This window comes from Sphingomonas sp. Leaf230, from assembly GCF_001421745.1.
GTDB lineage: Bacteria > Pseudomonadota > Alphaproteobacteria > Sphingomonadales > Sphingomonadaceae > Sphingomonas.
This window is the reverse complement of sequence record NZ_LMKW01000013.1, coordinates 85213-103562: the sequence shown is the minus strand read 5'-3', so window position 1 is coordinate 103562 and position 18350 is coordinate 85213. Positions and strand designations below refer to the sequence as shown.

17 protein-coding genes are annotated in these 18350 nt (G+C 66.5%); 11 read left to right on the top strand and 6 right to left on the bottom strand.

The window, feature by feature from the left end; translation table 11 throughout:
• Positions 1-128: 128 nt before the first annotated feature.
• The 5 genes from ASE82_RS17585 (at position 129) to ASE82_RS17565 (ending at position 4719) form a co-directional block, all read left to right on the top strand.
• On the top strand, positions 129-1178 hold the full coding sequence (locus ASE82_RS17585; protein ID WP_056066391.1) for a class I SAM-dependent methyltransferase: 1050 nt from the start codon (positions 129-131) through the stop codon (positions 1176-1178).
• A complete protein-coding gene (locus ASE82_RS17580) occupies positions 1175-1687 on the top strand; it encodes a GNAT family N-acetyltransferase (protein WP_056066388.1) in 513 nt (170 codons plus the stop codon). Before ASE82_RS17585 ends, ASE82_RS17580 begins: the two co-directional genes overlap by 4 nt.
• A gap of 163 nt (positions 1688-1850) precedes the next feature.
• The gene (gene pgeF, locus ASE82_RS17575) at positions 1851-2624 is read left to right on the top strand and encodes a peptidoglycan editing factor PgeF (protein WP_082441685.1); all 774 of its coding nucleotides are present in this window, start codon (positions 1851-1853) and stop codon (positions 2622-2624) included.
• Positions 2625-2714: 90 nt separating this feature from the next.
• Positions 2715-4061 carry a cystathionine gamma-synthase family protein gene (locus ASE82_RS17570; RefSeq protein WP_056066382.1) on the top strand — a complete coding sequence of 449 codons (1347 nt, stop codon included), beginning with the start codon at positions 2715-2717 and terminating at the stop codon, positions 4059-4061.
• A gap of 139 nt (positions 4062-4200) precedes the next feature.
• Entirely contained in the window at positions 4201-4719 is a 519-nt protein-coding gene (locus ASE82_RS17565) for a phosphoribosyltransferase (RefSeq protein WP_056066379.1), read from the top strand.
• A 283-nt stretch (positions 4720-5002) separates the two neighbouring features.
• On the opposite strand, the gene ASE82_RS17560 is transcribed toward ASE82_RS17565, so the two are convergent.
• The gene (locus tag ASE82_RS17560; RefSeq protein WP_056066597.1) at positions 5003-5398 is read right to left on the bottom strand and encodes a glycine zipper 2TM domain-containing protein; all 396 of its coding nucleotides are present in this window, start codon (positions 5396-5398) and stop codon (positions 5003-5005) included.
• A 156-nt stretch (positions 5399-5554) separates the two neighbouring features.
• On the opposite strand from ASE82_RS17560, the gene ASE82_RS17555 reads away from it, so the two are divergent.
• On the top strand, positions 5555-6580 hold the full coding sequence (locus ASE82_RS17555) for an esterase-like activity of phytase family protein (protein ID WP_200910745.1): 1026 nt from the start codon (positions 5555-5557) through the stop codon (positions 6578-6580).
• A gap of 71 nt (positions 6581-6651) precedes the next feature.
• Here ASE82_RS17555 and rpmB read toward each other — a convergent pair whose 3' ends face one another.
• A complete protein-coding gene (rpmB, locus tag ASE82_RS17550; RefSeq protein WP_056066376.1) occupies positions 6652-6951 on the bottom strand; it encodes a 50S ribosomal protein L28 in 300 nt (99 codons plus the stop codon).
• A gap of 182 nt (positions 6952-7133) precedes the next feature.
• On the opposite strand from rpmB, the gene ASE82_RS17545 reads away from it, so the two are divergent.
• Both ASE82_RS17545 and ASE82_RS17540 read left to right on the top strand, forming a co-directional pair.
• Positions 7134-7352 (top strand): hypothetical protein, encoded by a 219-nt coding sequence (locus ASE82_RS17545; protein WP_056066373.1) that lies wholly within the window; start codon positions 7134-7136, stop codon positions 7350-7352.
• Positions 7353-7403: 51 nt separating this feature from the next.
• The gene (locus tag ASE82_RS17540; protein WP_235524782.1) at positions 7404-7853 is read left to right on the top strand and encodes a nucleoside deaminase; all 450 of its coding nucleotides are present in this window, start codon (positions 7404-7406) and stop codon (positions 7851-7853) included.
• A gap of 152 nt (positions 7854-8005) precedes the next feature.
• Here ASE82_RS17540 and pepN read toward each other — a convergent pair whose 3' ends face one another.
• Positions 8006-10594: an aminopeptidase N gene (gene pepN / locus ASE82_RS17535; RefSeq protein WP_056066367.1), complete on the bottom strand. Its 2589-nt coding sequence runs from the start codon at positions 10592-10594 to the stop codon at positions 8006-8008.
• A 106-nt stretch (positions 10595-10700) separates the two neighbouring features.
• On the opposite strand from pepN, the gene ASE82_RS17530 reads away from it, so the two are divergent.
• Positions 10701-12383 (top strand): M28 family metallopeptidase, encoded by a 1683-nt coding sequence (locus ASE82_RS17530; protein ID WP_056066364.1) that lies wholly within the window; start codon positions 10701-10703, stop codon positions 12381-12383.
• Positions 12380-13216, top strand: coding sequence for a hypothetical protein (locus ASE82_RS17525; protein ID WP_056066361.1), 837 nt, complete (start codon positions 12380-12382; stop codon positions 13214-13216). Before ASE82_RS17530 ends, ASE82_RS17525 begins: the two co-directional genes overlap by 4 nt.
• Here the strand turns inward: ASE82_RS17525 and ASE82_RS17520 are convergent.
• The 3 genes from ASE82_RS17520 to ASE82_RS17510 form a co-directional block, all read right to left on the bottom strand.
• On the bottom strand, positions 13129-14049 hold the full coding sequence (locus tag ASE82_RS17520; protein ID WP_056066358.1) for a DMT family transporter: 921 nt from the start codon (positions 14047-14049) through the stop codon (positions 13129-13131). The two genes, ASE82_RS17525 and ASE82_RS17520, sit on opposite strands and share 88 nt — an antisense overlap.
• On the bottom strand, positions 14046-15047 hold the full coding sequence (locus ASE82_RS17515) for a threonine aldolase family protein (RefSeq protein WP_056066356.1): 1002 nt from the start codon (positions 15045-15047) through the stop codon (positions 14046-14048). Before ASE82_RS17515 ends, ASE82_RS17520 begins: the two co-directional genes overlap by 4 nt.
• 226 nt (positions 15048-15273) lie before the next feature.
• Positions 15274-17427, bottom strand: a complete 2154-nt coding sequence (locus ASE82_RS17510) for a transglycosylase domain-containing protein (RefSeq protein WP_082441714.1) — start codon at positions 17425-17427, stop codon at positions 15274-15276.
• 226 nt (positions 17428-17653) lie between these two features.
• Here ASE82_RS17510 and ASE82_RS17505 point away from each other — a divergent pair, with 226 nt between their 5' ends.
• Positions 17654-18250 carry an NADPH-dependent FMN reductase gene (locus tag ASE82_RS17505; RefSeq protein WP_235524781.1) on the top strand — a complete coding sequence of 199 codons (597 nt, stop codon included), beginning with the start codon at positions 17654-17656 and terminating at the stop codon, positions 18248-18250.
• The last annotated feature ends 100 nt before the right edge of the window (positions 18251-18350 follow it).

Here is an 18350-nt window from a genome sequence, read left to right as displayed (position 1 = left end):
GATTAGAAGCACCACCCCGGCGGAGGCCGGGGCCCAAGTGGAACGTCCGTAGTGACATGCGTTGCGCGTCGTTACATCGACCTTCCCAATTGGGCCCCGGCCTCCGCCGGGGTGGTAGAGAGTTTTAGATGACCGACACAGCCCTTCCCGAACGTCTCGCCCGCGCGATTGCGCTCGCGGGTCCGATCCCCGTTGCGCAGTATATGGCGGCGGCGAACGCGCAGTATTATGCGACGCGCGATCCGCTGGGGGCGGGGGGGGACTTCACCACCGCGCCCGAGATCAGCCAGATGTTCGGTGAGCTTGTCGGGCTGTGGTGTGCCGATCTTTGGGACCGCGCGGGGCGGCCGGATGTGGCGTGGGTCGAGCTCGGGCCGGGTCGCGGGACGCTGGCCGCCGATGCCGCGCGGGCGATGGCGAAGGCTGGGCTGGAGCCGCCGGTGCATTTCGTCGAGACCAGCCCGGCGTTGCGGAAGGCTCAGGCCGAGCGTGTGCCGGCGGCGACCTCGCACGACGCGATCGACACGCTGCCGACCGATCGTCCGCTGATCGTCGTCGCCAACGAGTTCTTCGACGCGCTGCCGATCCGGCAGTTGGTGAAGCGCGAGCAGTGGCACGAACGCCTCGTCGCAGCGCAGGACCTGCTGTTCCTGCCGATCGCCGGCAAGCCGCTCCCGGATGCCGTCATCCCCGAGCCGTTTCGGGACGCCCCTGCTGGCTCGATCCTTGAAACCTCGCCAGCCGCCGTGACGATCATTCGCGGTCTCGCCAAGCGGATCGCGGCGCAGGGCGGTGCGCTGATCGCGATCGACTATGGCTATGAGGGGCCGGCGCTCGGCGACACGTTGCAGGCGGTGCGCGGGCATGCGTTCGCCAATCCGTTCGAGGCGCCCGGCGAGCACGACCTGACCACGCATGTCGACTTCACCACGCTCGCTGCGGCCGCCCAAACGGAGGGCGCAGTCGCGTGGGGACCGGTGACGCAGCGCGACCTGCTCGGTGCGCTCGGGATCGATTCGCGGACGTCGGCGCTCGCCAAGGCGTCGCCTGCGCGAGCGGAGGCACTGGCAGCGGATCGGAGGAGGTTGATGGACGATATGGGTACGCTTTTCAAAGCGCTCGCGATCACCGCGCCGAATTGGCCGACACCGGCGGCGTTTGCGGGCTTTGGTGCATGATCGCCTATCGCAACGCCGTGGCCGCTGATGGCGCAGACCTCGCTGCGATGGCGAAGCGGTCGTTTACCGACACGTTCGGGACGCTGTATCGCCCTAAAGATCTTGCCGCGTTTCTCGAACAAACGTTCGGCGAGGCGGGGCTGCCGGCGCAACTGTCCGATCCTGCCTTCACGGTGCGCGTCGCGGTGGACGAATCGGGTGAGATCGTCGGGTTTGCCAAGATCGGACCCGTCGCATTCCCTGGCGACTGGCCGGCGACGGCGATCGAGCTTCACCAGCTTTACGTGCGGGGCGACCAGCATGGTGCGGGTGTCGGGCCGGCGTTGATGGACTGGGCGATCGATGTCGCACGTGTTGGGGGGCGGACGGAGATGATCCTCAGCGTCTATGTGGACAACCACCGGGCGCACCGGTTCTATCAGCGTTACGGCTTCGTCGAGATCGGGCGGTATGTGTTCATGGTCGGTGAGCAGCCTGATGATGACCGAATCATGCGGCTTGAGCTGTAATGCTTGATGCCTCCAGAGATATCGTAGCGAAAGGCCACCACCCCGGCGGAGGCCGGGGCCCAATTGGAAAGGTCGCAGTAACGATGCGCAGTCCCCTGTCAGCAACATCCCCCAATTGGGCCCCGGCCTTCGCCGGGGTGGAGCTATGGGAAGGCCGGTCGCTATGACCATCGATCCAATCCGCGCGAAGGCGCTTGGCGACATTCAACATGGTTTTCTCGGCCGGCGTGGCGGCGTCTCGACCGGCGCGTATGCGAGCCTCAATGTCGGCATCGGGTCCGACGACGACCCCGCCGCCATCGCGGAGAACCGCCGCCGCGCCACCGAAGCCGTTCTACCCGGTGCGACACTCGTCGGTCTGTACCAGGTCCATTCCGCCGACGCGGTCACCGTGATCGAGCCGTTCGACGACGCGATCCGTCCGCATGCCGATGCGCTGGTCACCAACCGCCCCGGCCTTGCGCTCGGTATTCTTACCGCGGACTGCGCGCCCGTATTGTTCGCTGACCGTGAAGCCGGCGTCGTCGCTGCCGCGCATGCCGGCTGGAATGGCGCGCTCGGCGGCGTCACCGATGCGACGATCCTCGCGATGGAGGCGATCGGCGCGCATCGCGATCGGATCGTCGCTGCAGTCGGGCCGTGCATCGCGCGCGCCAGTTACGAGGTCGACGACGGCTTCATCCGCCGGTTCTGCGAGGCCGATCCGGAGAACGAACGCTTCTTCGCAGACGGTCGCGCCGTCGAGAACAGGGGCGATCATTACCAGTTCGACCTGGAGGCCTATGTCGTCAGCCGGCTCGCGGTCGCCGGGATTGGCCGGATCGAGGCGCTCGGGCTCGACACCTATGCCGATGAGGCACGCTTTTTCAGCTATCGGCGCGCGACCCATCGTGGCGAGCCCTCCTATGGGCGCCAGATCAGCATCATCGGCCTGTAACGGGAGGCCGTAACGGCTCCCAAAGCCCTTGCCGGTCGTTTAGGCTCCGCACATCGGCTCGCATAAGACGGGCCGCGCAGGAGCATATTGATGTCCGATACCCCCGAAAACGCCGGCGCAGTCCCCGCCGAAACCGAAGCGGACCTGACCGGCGTCGCCGCGCGCGTCGCGCCCAAGCCCGAGGTCGAGAAGATCGGCGGGCGCAAGCTGAAGCCGTCGACGCTGATGATGGGCCACGGTTACGACCCCGCGCTGTCGGAAGGCTCGCTGAAGCCGCCGATCTTCCTCACCTCGACCTTCGTGTTCCCCAATGCGGCGGCGGGCAAGCGTCACTTCGAGGGCGTTACCGGCAAGCGTCCGGGCGGGGCCGAGGGCCTCGTCTATTCGCGCTTCAACGGGCCGAACCAGGAGATCCTCGAGGATCGCCTCGGCGTGTGGGAAGAGGCGGAGGACGCGCTCGCCTTCTCGTCGGGCATGTCGGCGATCGCGACGCTGTTCCTGGCGATGGTCAAGCCGGGCGACACGATCGTCCATTCGGGGCCGTTATACGCGGCGACCGAGACGCTGATCGGCCGCGTGCTCGGCAAGTTCGGGGTCAAGTGGCTCGACTTTCCGGCGGGTGCGACGCGCGAGGAAATCGACGCGGTGATGACCGAGGCGGCGACCGGTAACGTCGCGCTGATCTATCTCGAAAGTCCAGCGAACCCGACCAACGCGCTGGTCGACGTCGAGGCGGTCGCGGCCAGCCGTGACGCAATCTTCAAGGGTGAGAAGCCACCGATCGCGATCGACAACACGTTCCTCGGGCCGCTGTGGTTCCAGCCGCTCAAGCATGGTGCGGATATCGTCGTCTACTCGCTGACCAAATATGTCGGCGGGCATTCGGATCTGGTCGCGGGCGGCGTGCTGGGGTCGAAGGAGCATATCAATACGATCCGGACGATGCGGAACACGATCGGGACGATCACCGATCCGAATACCGCCTGGATGTTGCTGCGATCGCTGGAGACTCTGGAACTGCGGATGAGCCGTGCGGGCGAGAATGCGGCCAAGGTCTGCGGATTCCTGCGGCATCATCCGAAGGTCGAGCGGGTCGCGTATCTCGGCTTCCTCGAGGACGAGCCGGGCATGGAGCGGCAAGCGGACATCTATCGTCGCCATTGCACGGGCGGCGGCTCGACGTTCTCGCTGTATCTCAAGGGCGGCGAGCGTGAGAGCTTCGCGTTCCTCGATGCGCTGAAGATCGCTAAGCTGGCTGTGTCGCTGGGTGGGACCGAGACGTTGGCTAGCCATCCTGCGGGCATGACGCATCTGTCGGTGCCGGACGCGCGCAAGCAGGCGCTGGGGATTACGGATAACCTCGTGCGAATTTCGATCGGTGTGGAGGATCCGGACGATCTGATCGCCGATTTCGAGCAGGCGCTGGATACGATCTAAGCTGCTAGGATAATGTCCGCTTCTTGTTCTCCCGCGAAGGCGGGAGCCCAGACTAGGTCCCCGCCTTCGCGGGGAAACAAGATGGTGATGCGGCGGGTTTTGGGTGAAGTCTTCGCCCTGACCCGCTAGCATCCGACCGATGCCGATCTTTACCCCTATTCGACAGCACGAGTTCGTCGCTGCCGTGCACATCCTCGCCGCCAAGCTCGTCGAGGATACCGAGTGGAAACCCGACTACATTATCGGCATCGGCCGTGGCGGGCTCGTGCCGGCGGTTTTCCTCAGCCATGCGATCGGGTTGCCGACGCTGTCGGTCGATTATTCGAGCCAGGTGAAGGACTTTGCCGACGAACCGCTGGTGAAGCTTGCCGCGCGGACGCGAGGGGGCGAGCGGCTGCTGTTTGTTGACGACATCAATGATTCGGGGCGGACGATCACGCATCTGCGGCGTGCGCTGGCGGCGGCGGGTGCTGTCGAGGGATCGGTGCGGTTTGCGATGTTGATCGACAATGTCAGTTCGGCGGAGCGGATCGAGTATTGCGCGTGGACGATCGACCGGGCGGTGACGAAGGACTGGTTCGTGTTTCCGTGGGAGGCGGTGGCGCCTGATGCGGCGATTGCCGAGGACGCCGCGGAAGTGCCGGAGCGGACCGCGTAATTTCTTGTTCTCCTGCGAACGCAGGAGCCCAGGGTTGCGGGCGCTGGGTTGAGTAAACCTGGATTCCTGCGTTCGCAGGAAAGCGATAGATGAACAAAGGGCCGGCTCCCGTACGGGAAGCCGGCCCTCGCCCTCGATACGCTACGCGAGGGAACTGGGAAACTGGTGTGGCCTAAGCCGGGCGCGACGTCGGCAAAGCCGTCGTCGGTCGGGTTAGGCGATGCCTGCCCGCCGTCCGTGCCGGTGCTCGCTTTAGCGAGCACCGGCACGGGCTTTGCCGGGCTTACCGCCGGCAATACCCGGGGTTATCCGACTTATCGATCGCGTTGCCCGCCAGGCCACCACCGGCCGCGCCCAGGACTGCGCCGAGCGTCCGGTCACCACGACCGGCGATGGTGTGACCGAGCAGGCCGCCGGCGAGGGCGCCGATGATCGTGCCACCGGTGTTGTCGCACCCGCGACGGCTGCGGGCGTTGTAGCGGCGGTCGTTGCCGCGATACTCGCGGTAGTCGCCACGATAGCCACGATCGTAGCCATTGTCGCGGTAGCCGCCACCCTGGTAGCCGTCGTAACCACGCTCGTAGCGCGAGCCCCAGCGCTGCGCATCGGCGGCGGCGGGAACGAGGGCGGTCGCACCCAATGCGAGGGCACTGGCGGCGAGAGTAAAAGTCTTGAACATCGTGCGTCTCCCGTTGGGGATTTCGGCGGCGGCGTATGCCGTGCTTCCATCCTCGATGAGACGCTTATGGGTGATTCGCATTGAGCTAAGCCTGAATGCGTCCGTTATCCGCTGTTCATGCTTCCGCGGATCGTCGGACACCCTATGAGGGACGCGATGCGGCGCCTGATCACTGTCCTGTTCGTCGCCGTGAGCGTCTGCGCGATCGTGCCGACCTGGTCGGGCGAAGCGCGGCTCGACCTGCTCGGCACGCGTGCCCAGCTGACCGCGACGCGCGTGATGCTCGACCGGAGCAATCCGCGACACGTTCGTGTCGGCGGCCTCACCTATCTGGGCGGGGTGGCGCTCGCCAGTCGCGATCCCGCGTTCGGAGGATTCTCGTCGCTCGACGTCACGCCAGCCGCGACCGGGAATCGCTTCACGATGCTCAGCGACGGCGGCAACATCGTCCAGTTCGACATGGGTCCCGACTGGCTCCCGCACCGTGTCGTGTTCAAGAATCTGCCTGCGGGGCCCGGCATCGGCTGGGAAAAGCGCGACCGCGACAGCGAATCGATGGCGATCGATCCGGTCACGGGAAAGATCTGGGTCGGCTTCGAAGATGACAATTCGATCTGGCGCTATACCGCGGGGTTCGCGCGGTACGAGGCGCGGGTGATGCCGGAGTCGATGCGGAAATGGCCGTCGAATGGCGGACCCGAATCGATGGCGCGGCTGCCCGATGGGCGATTCGTCGTGATCAGCGAGGAGGCGCATGTGCGTCGGCCGGACTGGTCTGGGTCGGACGAGGAACGGTTGCACACGCGGCAGGCGCTGATCTTCGCGGGCGATCCGACCGGAGCAGGGGGGCCGGAGCGATTCGCGTACGAACCGTTCGGGCGTTATGATCCGTCGGACGTCAATGCGCTGCCGAATGGCGACCTGCTGGTGCTCGATCGTGGTTTCCGGCTGCCGTTCACGTTTTCGGCGCGGATATCACGGGTCGCGGCGCGCGACGTGGCGGCGGGGCGAATCGCACGCGGCCGGCTGATCGCGACGATCGATGCGCCGCTGATCCACGATAATTTCGAGGGGATCGACACGACGGTCGAGAACGGCGCGACGATCGTGTGGATCGTGTCGGACGACAACCAGATGTTTCTCCAGCGCACGCTGCTGCTGAAGTTCAGGCTGGACCGCTAACCCCACAAACGCCGACGGCCCGCCCTGCGAGGTGCAGGGCGGGCCGCGGTGATCGCAATACGACGTCGCTGTTAGGCGGCGACGGCCGATTCTGCGATCTTCTTGACGACTTCGCGCTTCAGGCGACGAACGCGGAGCGACAGCTTGTCGTCCGAGACCTTCACCAGCCAGTTGTCGAGGCCACCGTTATGCTCGACGGTACGCAGGCCGTGCGTCGAGACGCGCAGCTTGACGCCCTTCTCGAGCGAATCGGAGAGCAGCGTGACGTTCTGCAGGTTCGGCAGGAACGTGCGCTTGGTCTTGTTGTTGGCGTGGGAGACGTTGTTCCCGACCATCCGGCCCTTGCCGGTCAGTTCGCAGATGCGCGACATGTGATTACCTATTCAAGTGTCGGGAGGAACCCCGGAAAGGCGCGCGGATAGCTGGCACGCCGGCTTTCGTCAACCGATTCACGTCAAACGTGCCCGCGGTTGTTCGCAATGGGCATTGTGCAACCCACAGCGATCGACGACGTTGTTACGCTATCGAACTGTTCAATAAAAGGGGATGTCCCATGCGTACGCTCTTGTCTCTCGTCGCAATCGCCGTGCTGGTCGTGGTCGGCCTGATGTATTTCGGGATCATCAACATCGACCAGACCCGCCAGGGCGTCGTTCAGGCGCCGAAGTTCCAGGCGGACGTCGCCAAGGTCACGCTCGGCACCGAGAACAAGACCGTGGCGGTGCCAACGATCAACGTCGAGAAGCCGGGCAACAGCCAGGCACCGAACTGATCTTTACGCGGGTGTTTACGCGGGGCGGGCGGCGGGGCAGGGCCTGAGGCCATGTTCCCCGTTCCCGAACCAATGCGCCGTGCGCTCTACGCGGCACGCGATGCGGCGTTGGCTGGGGAAGTCCCGGTTGGCGCCGTTGTCGTTAAGGACGGCGTTATTATCGCGACGGGGGCGAATGCGCCGCGGGCGTTGTGCGATCCGACTGCGCATGCCGAGATCCAGGCGATTCGCGCTGCTGCATTGGTTCTGGGTAGCGACCGGCTCGAGGGGTGCGATCTCTGGGTGACACTGGAGCCGTGTGCGATGTGTGCCGGGGCGATCGCGCATGCCCGGATCGCGCGGCTCTATTATGGGGCGGCGGATGCCAAGGGCGGGGCGGTCGAGCATGGGCCGCGGTTTTTCGGGCAGCCGACGTGTCATCATCGGCCTGAGGTTTATGCCGGGATTGCAGAGACCGAGGCGGCGGGGATCCTGCGGGAGTTCTTTGCCGCGCGCAGGTAGGGGCAGCGCGTTTCTGTGATCCTCCCCCGCAAGGGGGAGGTGGCGCCGAAGGCGACGGAGGGGGGGACGCCGCAATAGCGGTAATCACTTTCCTCCCCCTCCGTCCGGCAAGTGCCAGACACCTCCCCCTGGCGGGGGAGGATCAGATCGGTTCAGCCTTCGAGGCTCTTCGACGCCTGCTCGAACACATCCTTCGACAGCCCCGGCGTCCGCACGATCCGCTCCAGTTCCGCGCGCATCAACCCTGCGCGCGCCGCGTCGAACCTGCGCCATCGCCCGAGCGGCGGGAGAAGCTTCGCAGCGGTCTGTGGGTTCAACCGGTCGAGCGCGATCAGCTGGTCCGCGAGGAACCGGTATCCACTCCCGTCGGCAGTGTTGAAAGCCCGCTGGTTCGCCCCGAACGCGCCGATCAGCGATCGCGCGCGGTTGGGGTTGGTCAGCGTGAAGTCGGCATGCTCGGCGAGCCCCGCGACGATCGCGCCGGTATCGTCGCGCGACGACTGCGCCTGCGCCTGGAACCACTTGTCGAGCACCAGCGGATTGTCGCAATATTGGCTGTAGAAGATGTCGAGCGCGGTGGTGCAGATCTCGGACTCGCTGCTGACCAGCGTCGTCAGCGCGCCCATCCGGTCGGTCATGTTGTCGGCCAAATCGAACTGCGCGAAGGCGAGGTCCGCAGCATCCGTAGCGCCACTTGCCGCTATATAGCCGAGTGCGACGGTTCGCAGGCGACGCAGGCCCTTGCCCTCCGGCGTATAGGCGTAGGGCTGACCCTCGCCCCCCGCATACGCCTGCCGCCATTGCGCCTCCAGCCGCGTACCGAGATCGCGGCGCAGTGCTTCGCGGGCACGGAAGATCGCGTCGGGATCGACGACGGCCATCTGGTCGCCGATGAAGCTCTCCGACGGCAGCAACACCGCCTCGGCGACGAACGCCAGATCGAGATCGGTATTGGCGAGCGTGTTCGCGACCGCGGCGATCACGGCCTCGTGATCCGCATGCCCGCCCGCCGACGCGACCAGCGTGTCGAGCATCAGCTGCTGCATCGCCTCGTAGCGTGCGAACGGATCGTCGTCGTGCGCGCTGAGGAAGGCGAGGTCGGCGGCGGTGCGGTCGCTTTCGACCACCACGGGGGCGGAGAAGCCGCGGTTGATCGACAGCACCGGGCGTTCGGTGAGGCCTTCGAATTCGATCGTGTCGAGCGTGTCGTCGAACAGGACGAGGCGCTCGTCGGTTAGCGCCGCACCCGATTCGGCACCGAACAGCTTCACCCGCAGCGGCAGCACCATCGGCGACTTCACCGGCTGGCCGGGCGTTGCGGGTACCTGCTGGGCGAGCCGCAAGGTCGCACGGTCTCCCTCATGCGACAGGCTTGCCGAGACGCGCGGCGTGCCCGCCTGCGAATACCAGAGGCGAAACTGGGTGAGGTCGACCTTGCCGCCTTCCTCCATCGACGTGACGAAATCCTCACAGGTCGCCGCAGTCCCGTCGTAGCGGTCGAAATACAGGTCGGTGCCGGCGCGGAAGCCCTGCGGTCCGAGGATCGCGGCCATCATCCGGATCAGCTCGGCGCCCTTGTTGTAGATCGTCGCGGTGTAGAAGTTCGAGATCTCCTGGTAGGATTCTGGCCGCACGGGGTGCGCGAGCGGGCCCGAATCCTCGGGGAATTGCGACGCGCGCAGGCCGCGGACGTCCTCGATCCGCTTGACCGCGCGCGAGCCCTGGTCGGCGGAGAAGCCCTGGTCGCGGTAAACCGTGAAGCCTTCCTTCAACGACAGCTGGAACCAGTCGCGGCAGGTGATCCGGTTGCCCGACCAATTGTGGAAATACTCGTGCGCGACGACTGCGGCGATCGCGTCATAGTCGTAATCGGTCGCGGTATCCGGGTCGGCCAGGATGTAGCGCGAGTTGAAGATGTTGAGGCCCTTGTTCTCCATCGCGCCGAAGTTGAAATCGTCGACCGCGACGATGTTGAACACGTCGAGATCGTACTCGCGGCCATAGGTCGTCTCGTCCCACGCCATCGCGAGTTCGAGTGCCTTGAGTGCGTGGTCGGTCTTGGGGAGGTCGGCCTCGCGCACCCAAATGCCGAGCGACACCTCGCGCCCCGACATCGTCGTGAAGCTGCTGCGGTTCACCGCGAGATCGCCCGCGACCAGCGCGAACAGGTAGGAGGGTTTCGGGAAAGGGTCGTGCCACGTCGCCCAGTGGCGGCCGTCATCCGAGTCGCCTTGTTCGACCGGGTCGCCGTTCGCGAGCAGCACCGGGAAGTGCTTCTTGTCGGCGGTCATCCGGACCGAATAGACGCTGAGGACGTCGGGCCGATCGGGGAAATAGGTGATGCGACGGAAGCCCTCGGCCTCGCACTGCGTGCAGAGATTGCCGCCCGAGGCATAGAGCCCCATCAACTGCGTGTTGCGATCGGGCGCGATCTCGACCTGCGTCTCGACGACGTGGGCGGCGCCGGCGAGCGGGATGACGAGCTGTTCGCCGGCGATCCGCCAGTCGTTGATCGCGACGCCGTCGACCGTGACCGACAGCGGCTTCTGCCCCGCGCCGTCGAGCCGTAGCGGTGCGGCGTGATCGCCGTTGCGCTGGACCGACAGCGTTGCCGTTACGCGGGTGGTGGAGGGATCGAGGTCGAACGCCAGTTTCGTCTCGGGGACCAGCCACTCGGGCGGGGTATAGTCCTCGCGGCGAATGACGAGCGGGTGGGCGAGACTGTTCTGGATGTCGAGCATATGTTTGCGAATATAGGGCCGCGCCCGCCTATCGCCAGCCAAAGCTTGCGCGGGTGACGGTGGATGCTACGCCGCTGCAACACGTTCCCTTTGCAAGGATTTCCGGATGTATCGTCCTATCGGCGCGCTCGCGTTGCTCGCGCTTTCTACCTCTGCGCTTGCACAGACTATGCCCGTTGCGGCTCCGAATACTGCCGAGTTGAACGCCAAGCTCGCCGCGCCGCTGCCGGCGGATCAGGCGGCGATGAAGGCGCACGTGCTGTTTCTCGCGTCGGATGCGATGAAGGGTCGCGAGGCTGGCAGCCCCGAGTTCGATATCGCCGCGCAATATGTCGCCGCGCAATTCTATGCGGCAGGTCTGCGGCCGGGTGGCGATCAGGGCGGGTATCTCCAGACCGTGCCGCTCGTGTCGTACAAGGCGGCGAGCAAGGGCGATTTCGTCTGGACCGGTCGCGGGCCTGCGCAGCCGCTCGTGTTCGGTCAGGACTATGTGCCCGCGGCGAACGGCGCGAAGGCGGAGACCAGCGTTTCAGCGCCCGTCGTGTTCGTCGGCTACGGCATCGACGCGCCGCAATATGGCCAGGACGATTACAAGGGCGTCGACGTGCGCGGCAAGATCGTCGCGTATTTCGGCGGCTCGCCTGCGCGGTTCGGCGGCGAGGAGCGCGCGTTCTTCGGCTCGGGCGGGACCAAGGCTGCGATCGCGCAGGCGAAGGGCGCAGTCGGCGTGATCACGCTGGAGAGCCCGCGCTCGGCGAAGGTACGGACGTTCGCCAAGCTGGCGGACTCCTACGCGACGCCGCGGATGACGTGGGCGAACCCCGACGGCACCGGCAAGGTCGATGCGCCCGGCGCGCCGTCGCTCGGCACGGTCAGCATGGCCGGCGCGGCCAAGCTGTTCGCCGGTGCGAAGACGCCTTGGAGTCGGATCGTCAAGCAGGCGGACAGCGACAACGCAAAGTTCAAGTCGATGCCGCTGGTCGGCTCGCTGACGGTCGCGACCAAGACGAGCTTCGTGCCTGCCGCGAGCAGCAACGTCGTCGGCGTGATCCCGGGTAGCGATCCGGTGGTCGGCAAGGAGGTCGTCGTGCTCTCCGCGCATCTCGATCACATCGGCATCACCAAGCCCGTGAAGGGCGATGCGCTCAACAACGGCGCGCTCGACAATGCGATCGGCATCGCCAGCCTCATCGAGGAGGCCAAGCGCTTCACGGCCAGCGGGCAGGCGCCCAAGCGCACGATCATGTTCCTCGCCGTCACTGGTGAAGAAAAGGGGCTGGTCGGCAGCGATTACTTCACCAACCACCCGACCGTGCCGCTGACCTCGATCGTCGCGGATGTGAACCTCGACATGCCGATCCTGACCTACAAGTTCGAGGACATGGTGGTGTTCGGCGCCGAGCGCTCGACGATCGGTCCCATCGTCCAGAAGGCGGTGGCGGCGATCGGCGTCGGCCTGTCGCCCGATCCGATGCCGGAAGAGGGTATCTTCGTCCGCTCGGATCACTTCCGCTTCGTCCAGAAGGGTATCCCGTCGGTGTTCCTGTGGCCGGGTCAGAAGGGGCCGGGCAAGGCCGCGGTCGCGTATTTCATGGCGAACAATTATCACAAGCCGTCGGACGACCTGACTCAGCCGATCCTGTGGGATCAGGGCGTGCGATTCGTCGACGCGAACTACCGGATCGCGCGCGAGATCGCCGATGGCGCGCAGCGGCCGGTGTGGAATGCGGGCGACTATTTCGGGACGCTCTACAAGGGGCCGATGGCTGGCGCGGCGGTGGCGCCATGAGCCGGCTGCTGGTCTTCGGTCTCGGCTACACCGCGTCGCGGCTTGCCGAGCGGCTCGCGGCGGACGGCTGGCATGTCGTCGGTACGACGCGGGATGGACGCAATGGTACGCTCCGGTTCGACGATGTGGACGCGGTGACGGCGGAGATCGCGGCGGCGACGCACATCCTGTCGTCGGTGCCGCCCGAGCATGAGGCGGACCCCGTGCTCGGGCGCTACGGTTCGCTGTTGCTGCGGACGCGCGCTTGGATCGGGTATCTGTCGTCGACGGGCGTGTACGGCGATGCGCAAGGCGCGTGGGTGGACGAGACGGCACCGATCGGTGGCGGTCGTCGGAGTGCGCGGGCGGCGGCGGATGCGGACTGGCTGGCCATTGGTGCGCGGACGTTTCGGTTGCCGGGAATCTATGGTCCCGGCCGATCGCCGCTGGACCGGGTGCGGCAGGGCAAGGCGCACAGGATCGAGCAACCCGGGCAGGTGTTCAGCCGCGCGCATGTCGACGATATCGTGTCGGGCGTCATTGCCGGGTTCGATGCGCCGGCGGGGGCGTATAATCTCGCGGACGACGTGCCCGCGTCGCAGAACGACGTGGTGGCGTTCGCGGCGATGCTGCTCGGGATGCCCGCGCCGCCGTTCGTGACGCTCGAGGAGCTGTCGGCGATGGGGCGCGGGTTTTATAACGAAAACCGGCGGGTCGCTAACGGCAAGGCGAAGCGCTTGCTTGGCTGGACGCCTGCTTGGCCTGACTACCGCGCCGGCCTGCGCGCGCTGAGTGCGATGACGAGCCCGATGCCCGACAGGATCGCGCCGGCGACGGCCAGCGTCGACCAGTGATAGCGCTCGAAGATCGTCGATAGCAGCATCGCGATCACCGGCACGATGACGCCCGAATAGGCAGCCTTGGCTGGACCGATCGCGCGGATGACGTTGAAATAGAGCGGGAAGGCGAGCGCGGAGGCGAACACGCCGAGATAGAGGATGCCGGCGACATAGCCGAAGCGCGGCTCGAACACCGGTGGCCCGGTGGTGATCCAGGCGAACGCCGCGTCGAGGGTCGCGCCGATCAGCATCGCCATCGCGAGCGTCGGCGCCATCGGATAGCGCTTGGCGAACGCGCTGCCCTGGATGACGTTGGCGACCGAGGCGGCCATCACGCCGCACAGCGTCAGCACGATGCCGATCGTCGCCGAGCGCGGCCCGTGCGGATCGACCCGCGCCTCGTTGACGAACAGCAGCGCGACCCCCGCCATTGCGACGGCACACCCGACCATCAGCTGCCGCCCGAGGCGTTGCTTGAGGAAAATGCGGCCGAAGATCGCGTTGGGGACGAGCAGGAGTGCGAACACCACTGCGACGAGGCCCGAGGTCACGTAATGCTCGGCGCGGTAGACGAAGTTGAAGTTGAACGTGAACAGCGCGACGCCGATGACGGCCGCGAAGGCGTAGCCGCGGGCATCGAATTTGAAGCTCTCGCGCTTGATGCCTGCGTAGATCGCCATCGCGATGCCGGCGACGAGGAAGCGGTAGCTGATCGACCAGCTCGGCGGCACCACCGCGATCTGGTCGCGGATGACGAGCCAGGTCGAGCCCCAGATCAGCGTGACGATGCCAAACGGGATCAGTACGGCCGCACGGGTCGACTGTGGTGGGTCGGTTGGGCCGGTCACAGCTCGCTAATGGCGTCGGCGAGGAGGCCGACTGCGTCCGCAGGGCTGTCCCATGCGGTGACGAGGCGTATTTCGCCGGCGGCCCAGTCGTAGAAGTCGAAACCTTTTGCTCGCAGCGCTGCGGCTTCTTCGGGGGTGGCGCGGAGGAAGACTTCGTTCGCCTCGACCGGGTGAACCAAGCGGTTGCTGGCCGCCGCGGCGAGCTTGGCGGCTGCGTCGTTGGCGGCCTTGGCATTGGCGAGCCAGAGATCGTCGTCGAGCATCGCAAGAATCTGCGCGGCGAGATACCGCCCCTTCGACAACAACAGCCCGGCGCGTTTGCGGCGATATTGCGTGACGGCGGCGAGATCGGGCTTGAAGAAGACCAGCGCCTCCGCGCTCATCGCGCCGTTCTTGACGAAGCCGAAGCTCAGCGCGTCGACACCCGCGCGCCACGTCATGTCGGCGGGCGAGCAGCCGGCGCGTGCCATCGCGTTGGCGAAGCGTGCGCCGTCCATGTGGAAGCCGAGCCCGCGCTCCTTTGCCAGCGCGCCGATCTCCGCGACTTCGTGCGGCTGGTACACGCGGCCATATTCGGTGGCGTTGGTGATCGAGATCGCGTGCGGCTGGACGCGGTGGACGTCGTCAGGGATCGCGTCGATCACGGTGCGGATGGTGTCTGGGGTCAGCTTTGCGCCGTTGCCGTCGGCGAGGAACAGCTTAGCGCCGTGCGTGTAGAATTCGGGTGCGCCGCCCTCGTCGTTCTGGATGTGCGCGTCGCGGTGGCAGACGATGCCGCCGTGGGGCGGGCAGAGCGCCGCGAGTGCGAGGCAGTTGGCGGCGGTGCCGGTGGGGACCCAGAGGACTGCGACGTCGGTCTCGAACAGGTCGGACAAGCGACCGTCGAGCTGCTGGCTCCACGCATCTCCGGCATAGGCGGTGTCAAGCGTGTCGGCGGCGGCGATCGCGGCCATGACCTGCGGGTGGATCGTGGCGGCATTGTCGGAGAAGAAGCGCATGGGTGAGACATGCTGCGATGCGGTGGTGAGGTCAACGGGGGTGAGGCTTGCCCTCAACGCGGGAGCATCGCAATTCGCCACATATCCGTCATCCCCGCGCAGGCGGGGATCCATATTCTCGAACGTCAGCGATCTCTTGGGTACGCCAGCCAGTCTGGATCCCCGCCTGCGCGGGGATGACGGAGTTGGTAAGGAGCGTCGCGAACATAATCCGAGTGACGGAAGGTTACTGCCCCTCGTCGAACCCCGGTTCTTCCTCCGGCGGCCGGCGATCGTCGCGCGGGGGCGGGCCTTCCTGGCGGTCGCGGCGGGAGGGGCCGACCGAGATGGTGCCGTCTTCGCCCATCTTCAGGTTGAAGCCCATTCCTTCGATCTCCCCGCCTAGCGGCAGAATGGAATTGTCCTGCTCGTCCACCGGCAGCGCGTCCGGATCGACTTCCTCGACCGCGGGAGGAGGCGCGGCGATCGGTGCGATTCCCAGCGCGCTCTGCATGAAGTCGCGCCAGATGCGCGCGGGAATGCCGCCGCCCGACAGGCCGGGGTTCGACGAATTGTCGTCGTTACCGACCCACACGCCGACCACCAGATCGCGCGCGAAGCCGACGAACAGCGCGTCCTTGTTGTCCGACGTCGTGCCGGTCTTTCCGAACGCGTCGACCGTCAGGTTCGCACCGCGGCCGGTGCCGGTGCGGATCGAGGCCGCCAACAGATCGAGCATCTCGTCGTGGATCTTGCTCGGCATCTCGGTCGCGCCGCCGGTCAGCGACTGGTACCAGCCCTTCTCGCGCACGTCGGCAAGGCCGCGCGGCTGGACCGGATATTGCTCGCGCGCGATCGCGGCATAGGCGGCGGTCAGTTCGAGCAGCGACACGGTCGAGGTGCCGAGCCCGATGGTGGCCTCGCTCGGGATCGGCGTCGAGATGCCGAGGTCGCGCGCCGCCTTGATCACCGCCTTGACGCCGACCTGTTGCGTGAGCCGCGCCGCCGCCACGTTGGACGAGCGCGCGAACGCCTGGCGCAGCGTGATCGTCCCCTGATAGCGGCCGTCGCTGTTCTTCGGGGTCCAGTCGCCGATCGTCACCGGGCGGTCCTCGATCGTCGAATCGGGGGTGAGGCCCTGGCGCATCGCGGCGAGGTAGACGAACAGCTTGAAGGTCGAGCCGGGCTGGCGGCGGGCCTGCGTCGCGCGGTTGAACGGGCTTTTCGCGTAGTTCTTGCCGCCGATCATCGCGACGACGCGGCCATCGGGACGCATCGCCACCAGCGCGACCTGTGCCTGACGCAGACCCGCGCGCGCGACGGTGCGTTCTGCGGCGCGTTGCAGGCGCGGATCGAGCGTGGTCTGGACGGTCGCCTCGGTCTTGATCTCGCCGGCCTGGTCGCGGGCTTCGGGGAGGATCCAGTCGGCGAAATAGGTGCCGTTGGGGAGCTGCGACGGGCGGCTGCCGAGCACGCGCTGGGGCTGGACCGCGTCGCCCTCCGCCTTGGTGAGGAAGCCCGCGTCGACCATCGCGCCGACCACGACGGCCTCCCGCTTGCGCGCACCTTCGAGGTTGGAAGTGGGGGCGAGGCGCGATGGCGCCTTGACCAGCCCGGCGAGCATCGCCGCCTGGCCGACGTTGAGCTTGTCGGGGGTGCGGCCGAAATAATGCTTGGCGGCCGCGCTGATCCCGTAGGTGTTGTCGCCGAAATAGACGTTCGAGAGATAGCGCGAGAGGATCTCGTTCTTCGACAGCCACGCCTCGAGCCAGAAGGCGATCATCGCCTCGCGGATCTTTCGCGTCGCGGTGCGGTCCGAATCGAGGAACGCGTTCTTTGCGAGCTGCTGCGTGATCGTCGAGCCGCCCTGGCGCACGCCGCCCGAGCCCATGTTCGCCCATGCCGCACGCGCGATGCCGCGCGGATCGACGCCCCAGTGCGAATAGAAGCGCCGGTCCTCGATCGCGAGGAACGCCTGCGTGACGTGCGGCGGGAGCTTCGAGGCATCGACCGACTTGCCGATGATCGCGCCGCGTCGCGCGATCGGTGTGCCGTCGTCCGCGGTGAGTGTGATCGAGGGCGGCGTCGGCGGCTGGAGCGACTTCGACAGCGGCGCGGTGATCGCCAGCCAGATGATCGCGATGACCAGCAAGACAATGCCGATCCCCGCCCCGCGCAGGATCCAGCGACCGATCGGACGCTTGCGTCGCGGCGCGCTGGGGGTGGCGTAGGCCGCGCCGAAGTCCCGATCATAGGGCTCCGGGTCGCTGCCGTCCCGCTCGGCCTCGTATTTCTGGCGCAGGCGTTCGCGCTCAGTGATCAGCCGCTCGCGCTCATAGGCGTAGGGCTCGCGGTCGCCGCTGGAGCTGGAACGGTTGGTGTCGAAGGGATCGGGGCGCATCGGTCGTTCCAGCGGGTCGGCCAAGCGGCGGACGTCAGGTGTATTATCGTTCTATGACAGCTCGGGCAAGTCTGTGCTTACGCCGTCCGTTCCTGCGCATGCTTAACGTGTACAGGGGCTTAGCGACAGCGGCACGACGTCCGCGTGATGAGAACCGACCGAAGCTGTTGTCATCGCGCGACGAAACGGGAAAGAGCATCGCATGACGTTCGAACAGGATAAAACCGTGGCCGCTTCCGACACTCCTCCCGCCGTCCTGCCGCTGGTCGTCGGCATCGGCGGCACCATCGGCGGCGTCTCGTCGACCGAGCGTGCGCTGCGGATCGCGCTCGATGCGGTCGAGAAGCAAGGGTATCGCACGCAGATGTTCGGCGGCGCCGACATGGCGCGGCTGCCGCTGTACGATCCGAAGGCGACCACGCGGACAGCGGACGAGCAGGCGTTCGTGGAAGCCGTACGTGGTGCATCGGCGGTGATCATCGCAAGCCCGGGCTATCACGGCAGCATCTCGGGCGTGGTCAAGAACGCGCTCGACCTGCTGGAGGAGACGTCGCGCGACGAACGCCCGTATCTGGCGGACATGCCGGTCGGACTGATCGCCACGGCGTACGGCTGGCAGGCGACGGGGAGCACGATCGCGGCGTTGCGCTCGATCGTCCATGCGTTGCGCGGGTGGCCGACGCCGTTTGCCGCCGCGATCAATACGCAGGTGACGAAGTTCGACGATGAGGGCGGGGCGAGCGATCCTGCGGTGCTCGAACAGTTGCGGCTGGTCGGGCGGCAGGTGGCACGGTTCGCGCCGTTGTCCGAGCCGGCGAACTAGAACCTTCTCGCCCCTCCCTGAAAGGGAGGGGTTCGGGGTGGGTCGGTTTCGATCTGTCCCGACGTCGCGACACAAGCGGGCCTACCCACCCCCAGCCCCT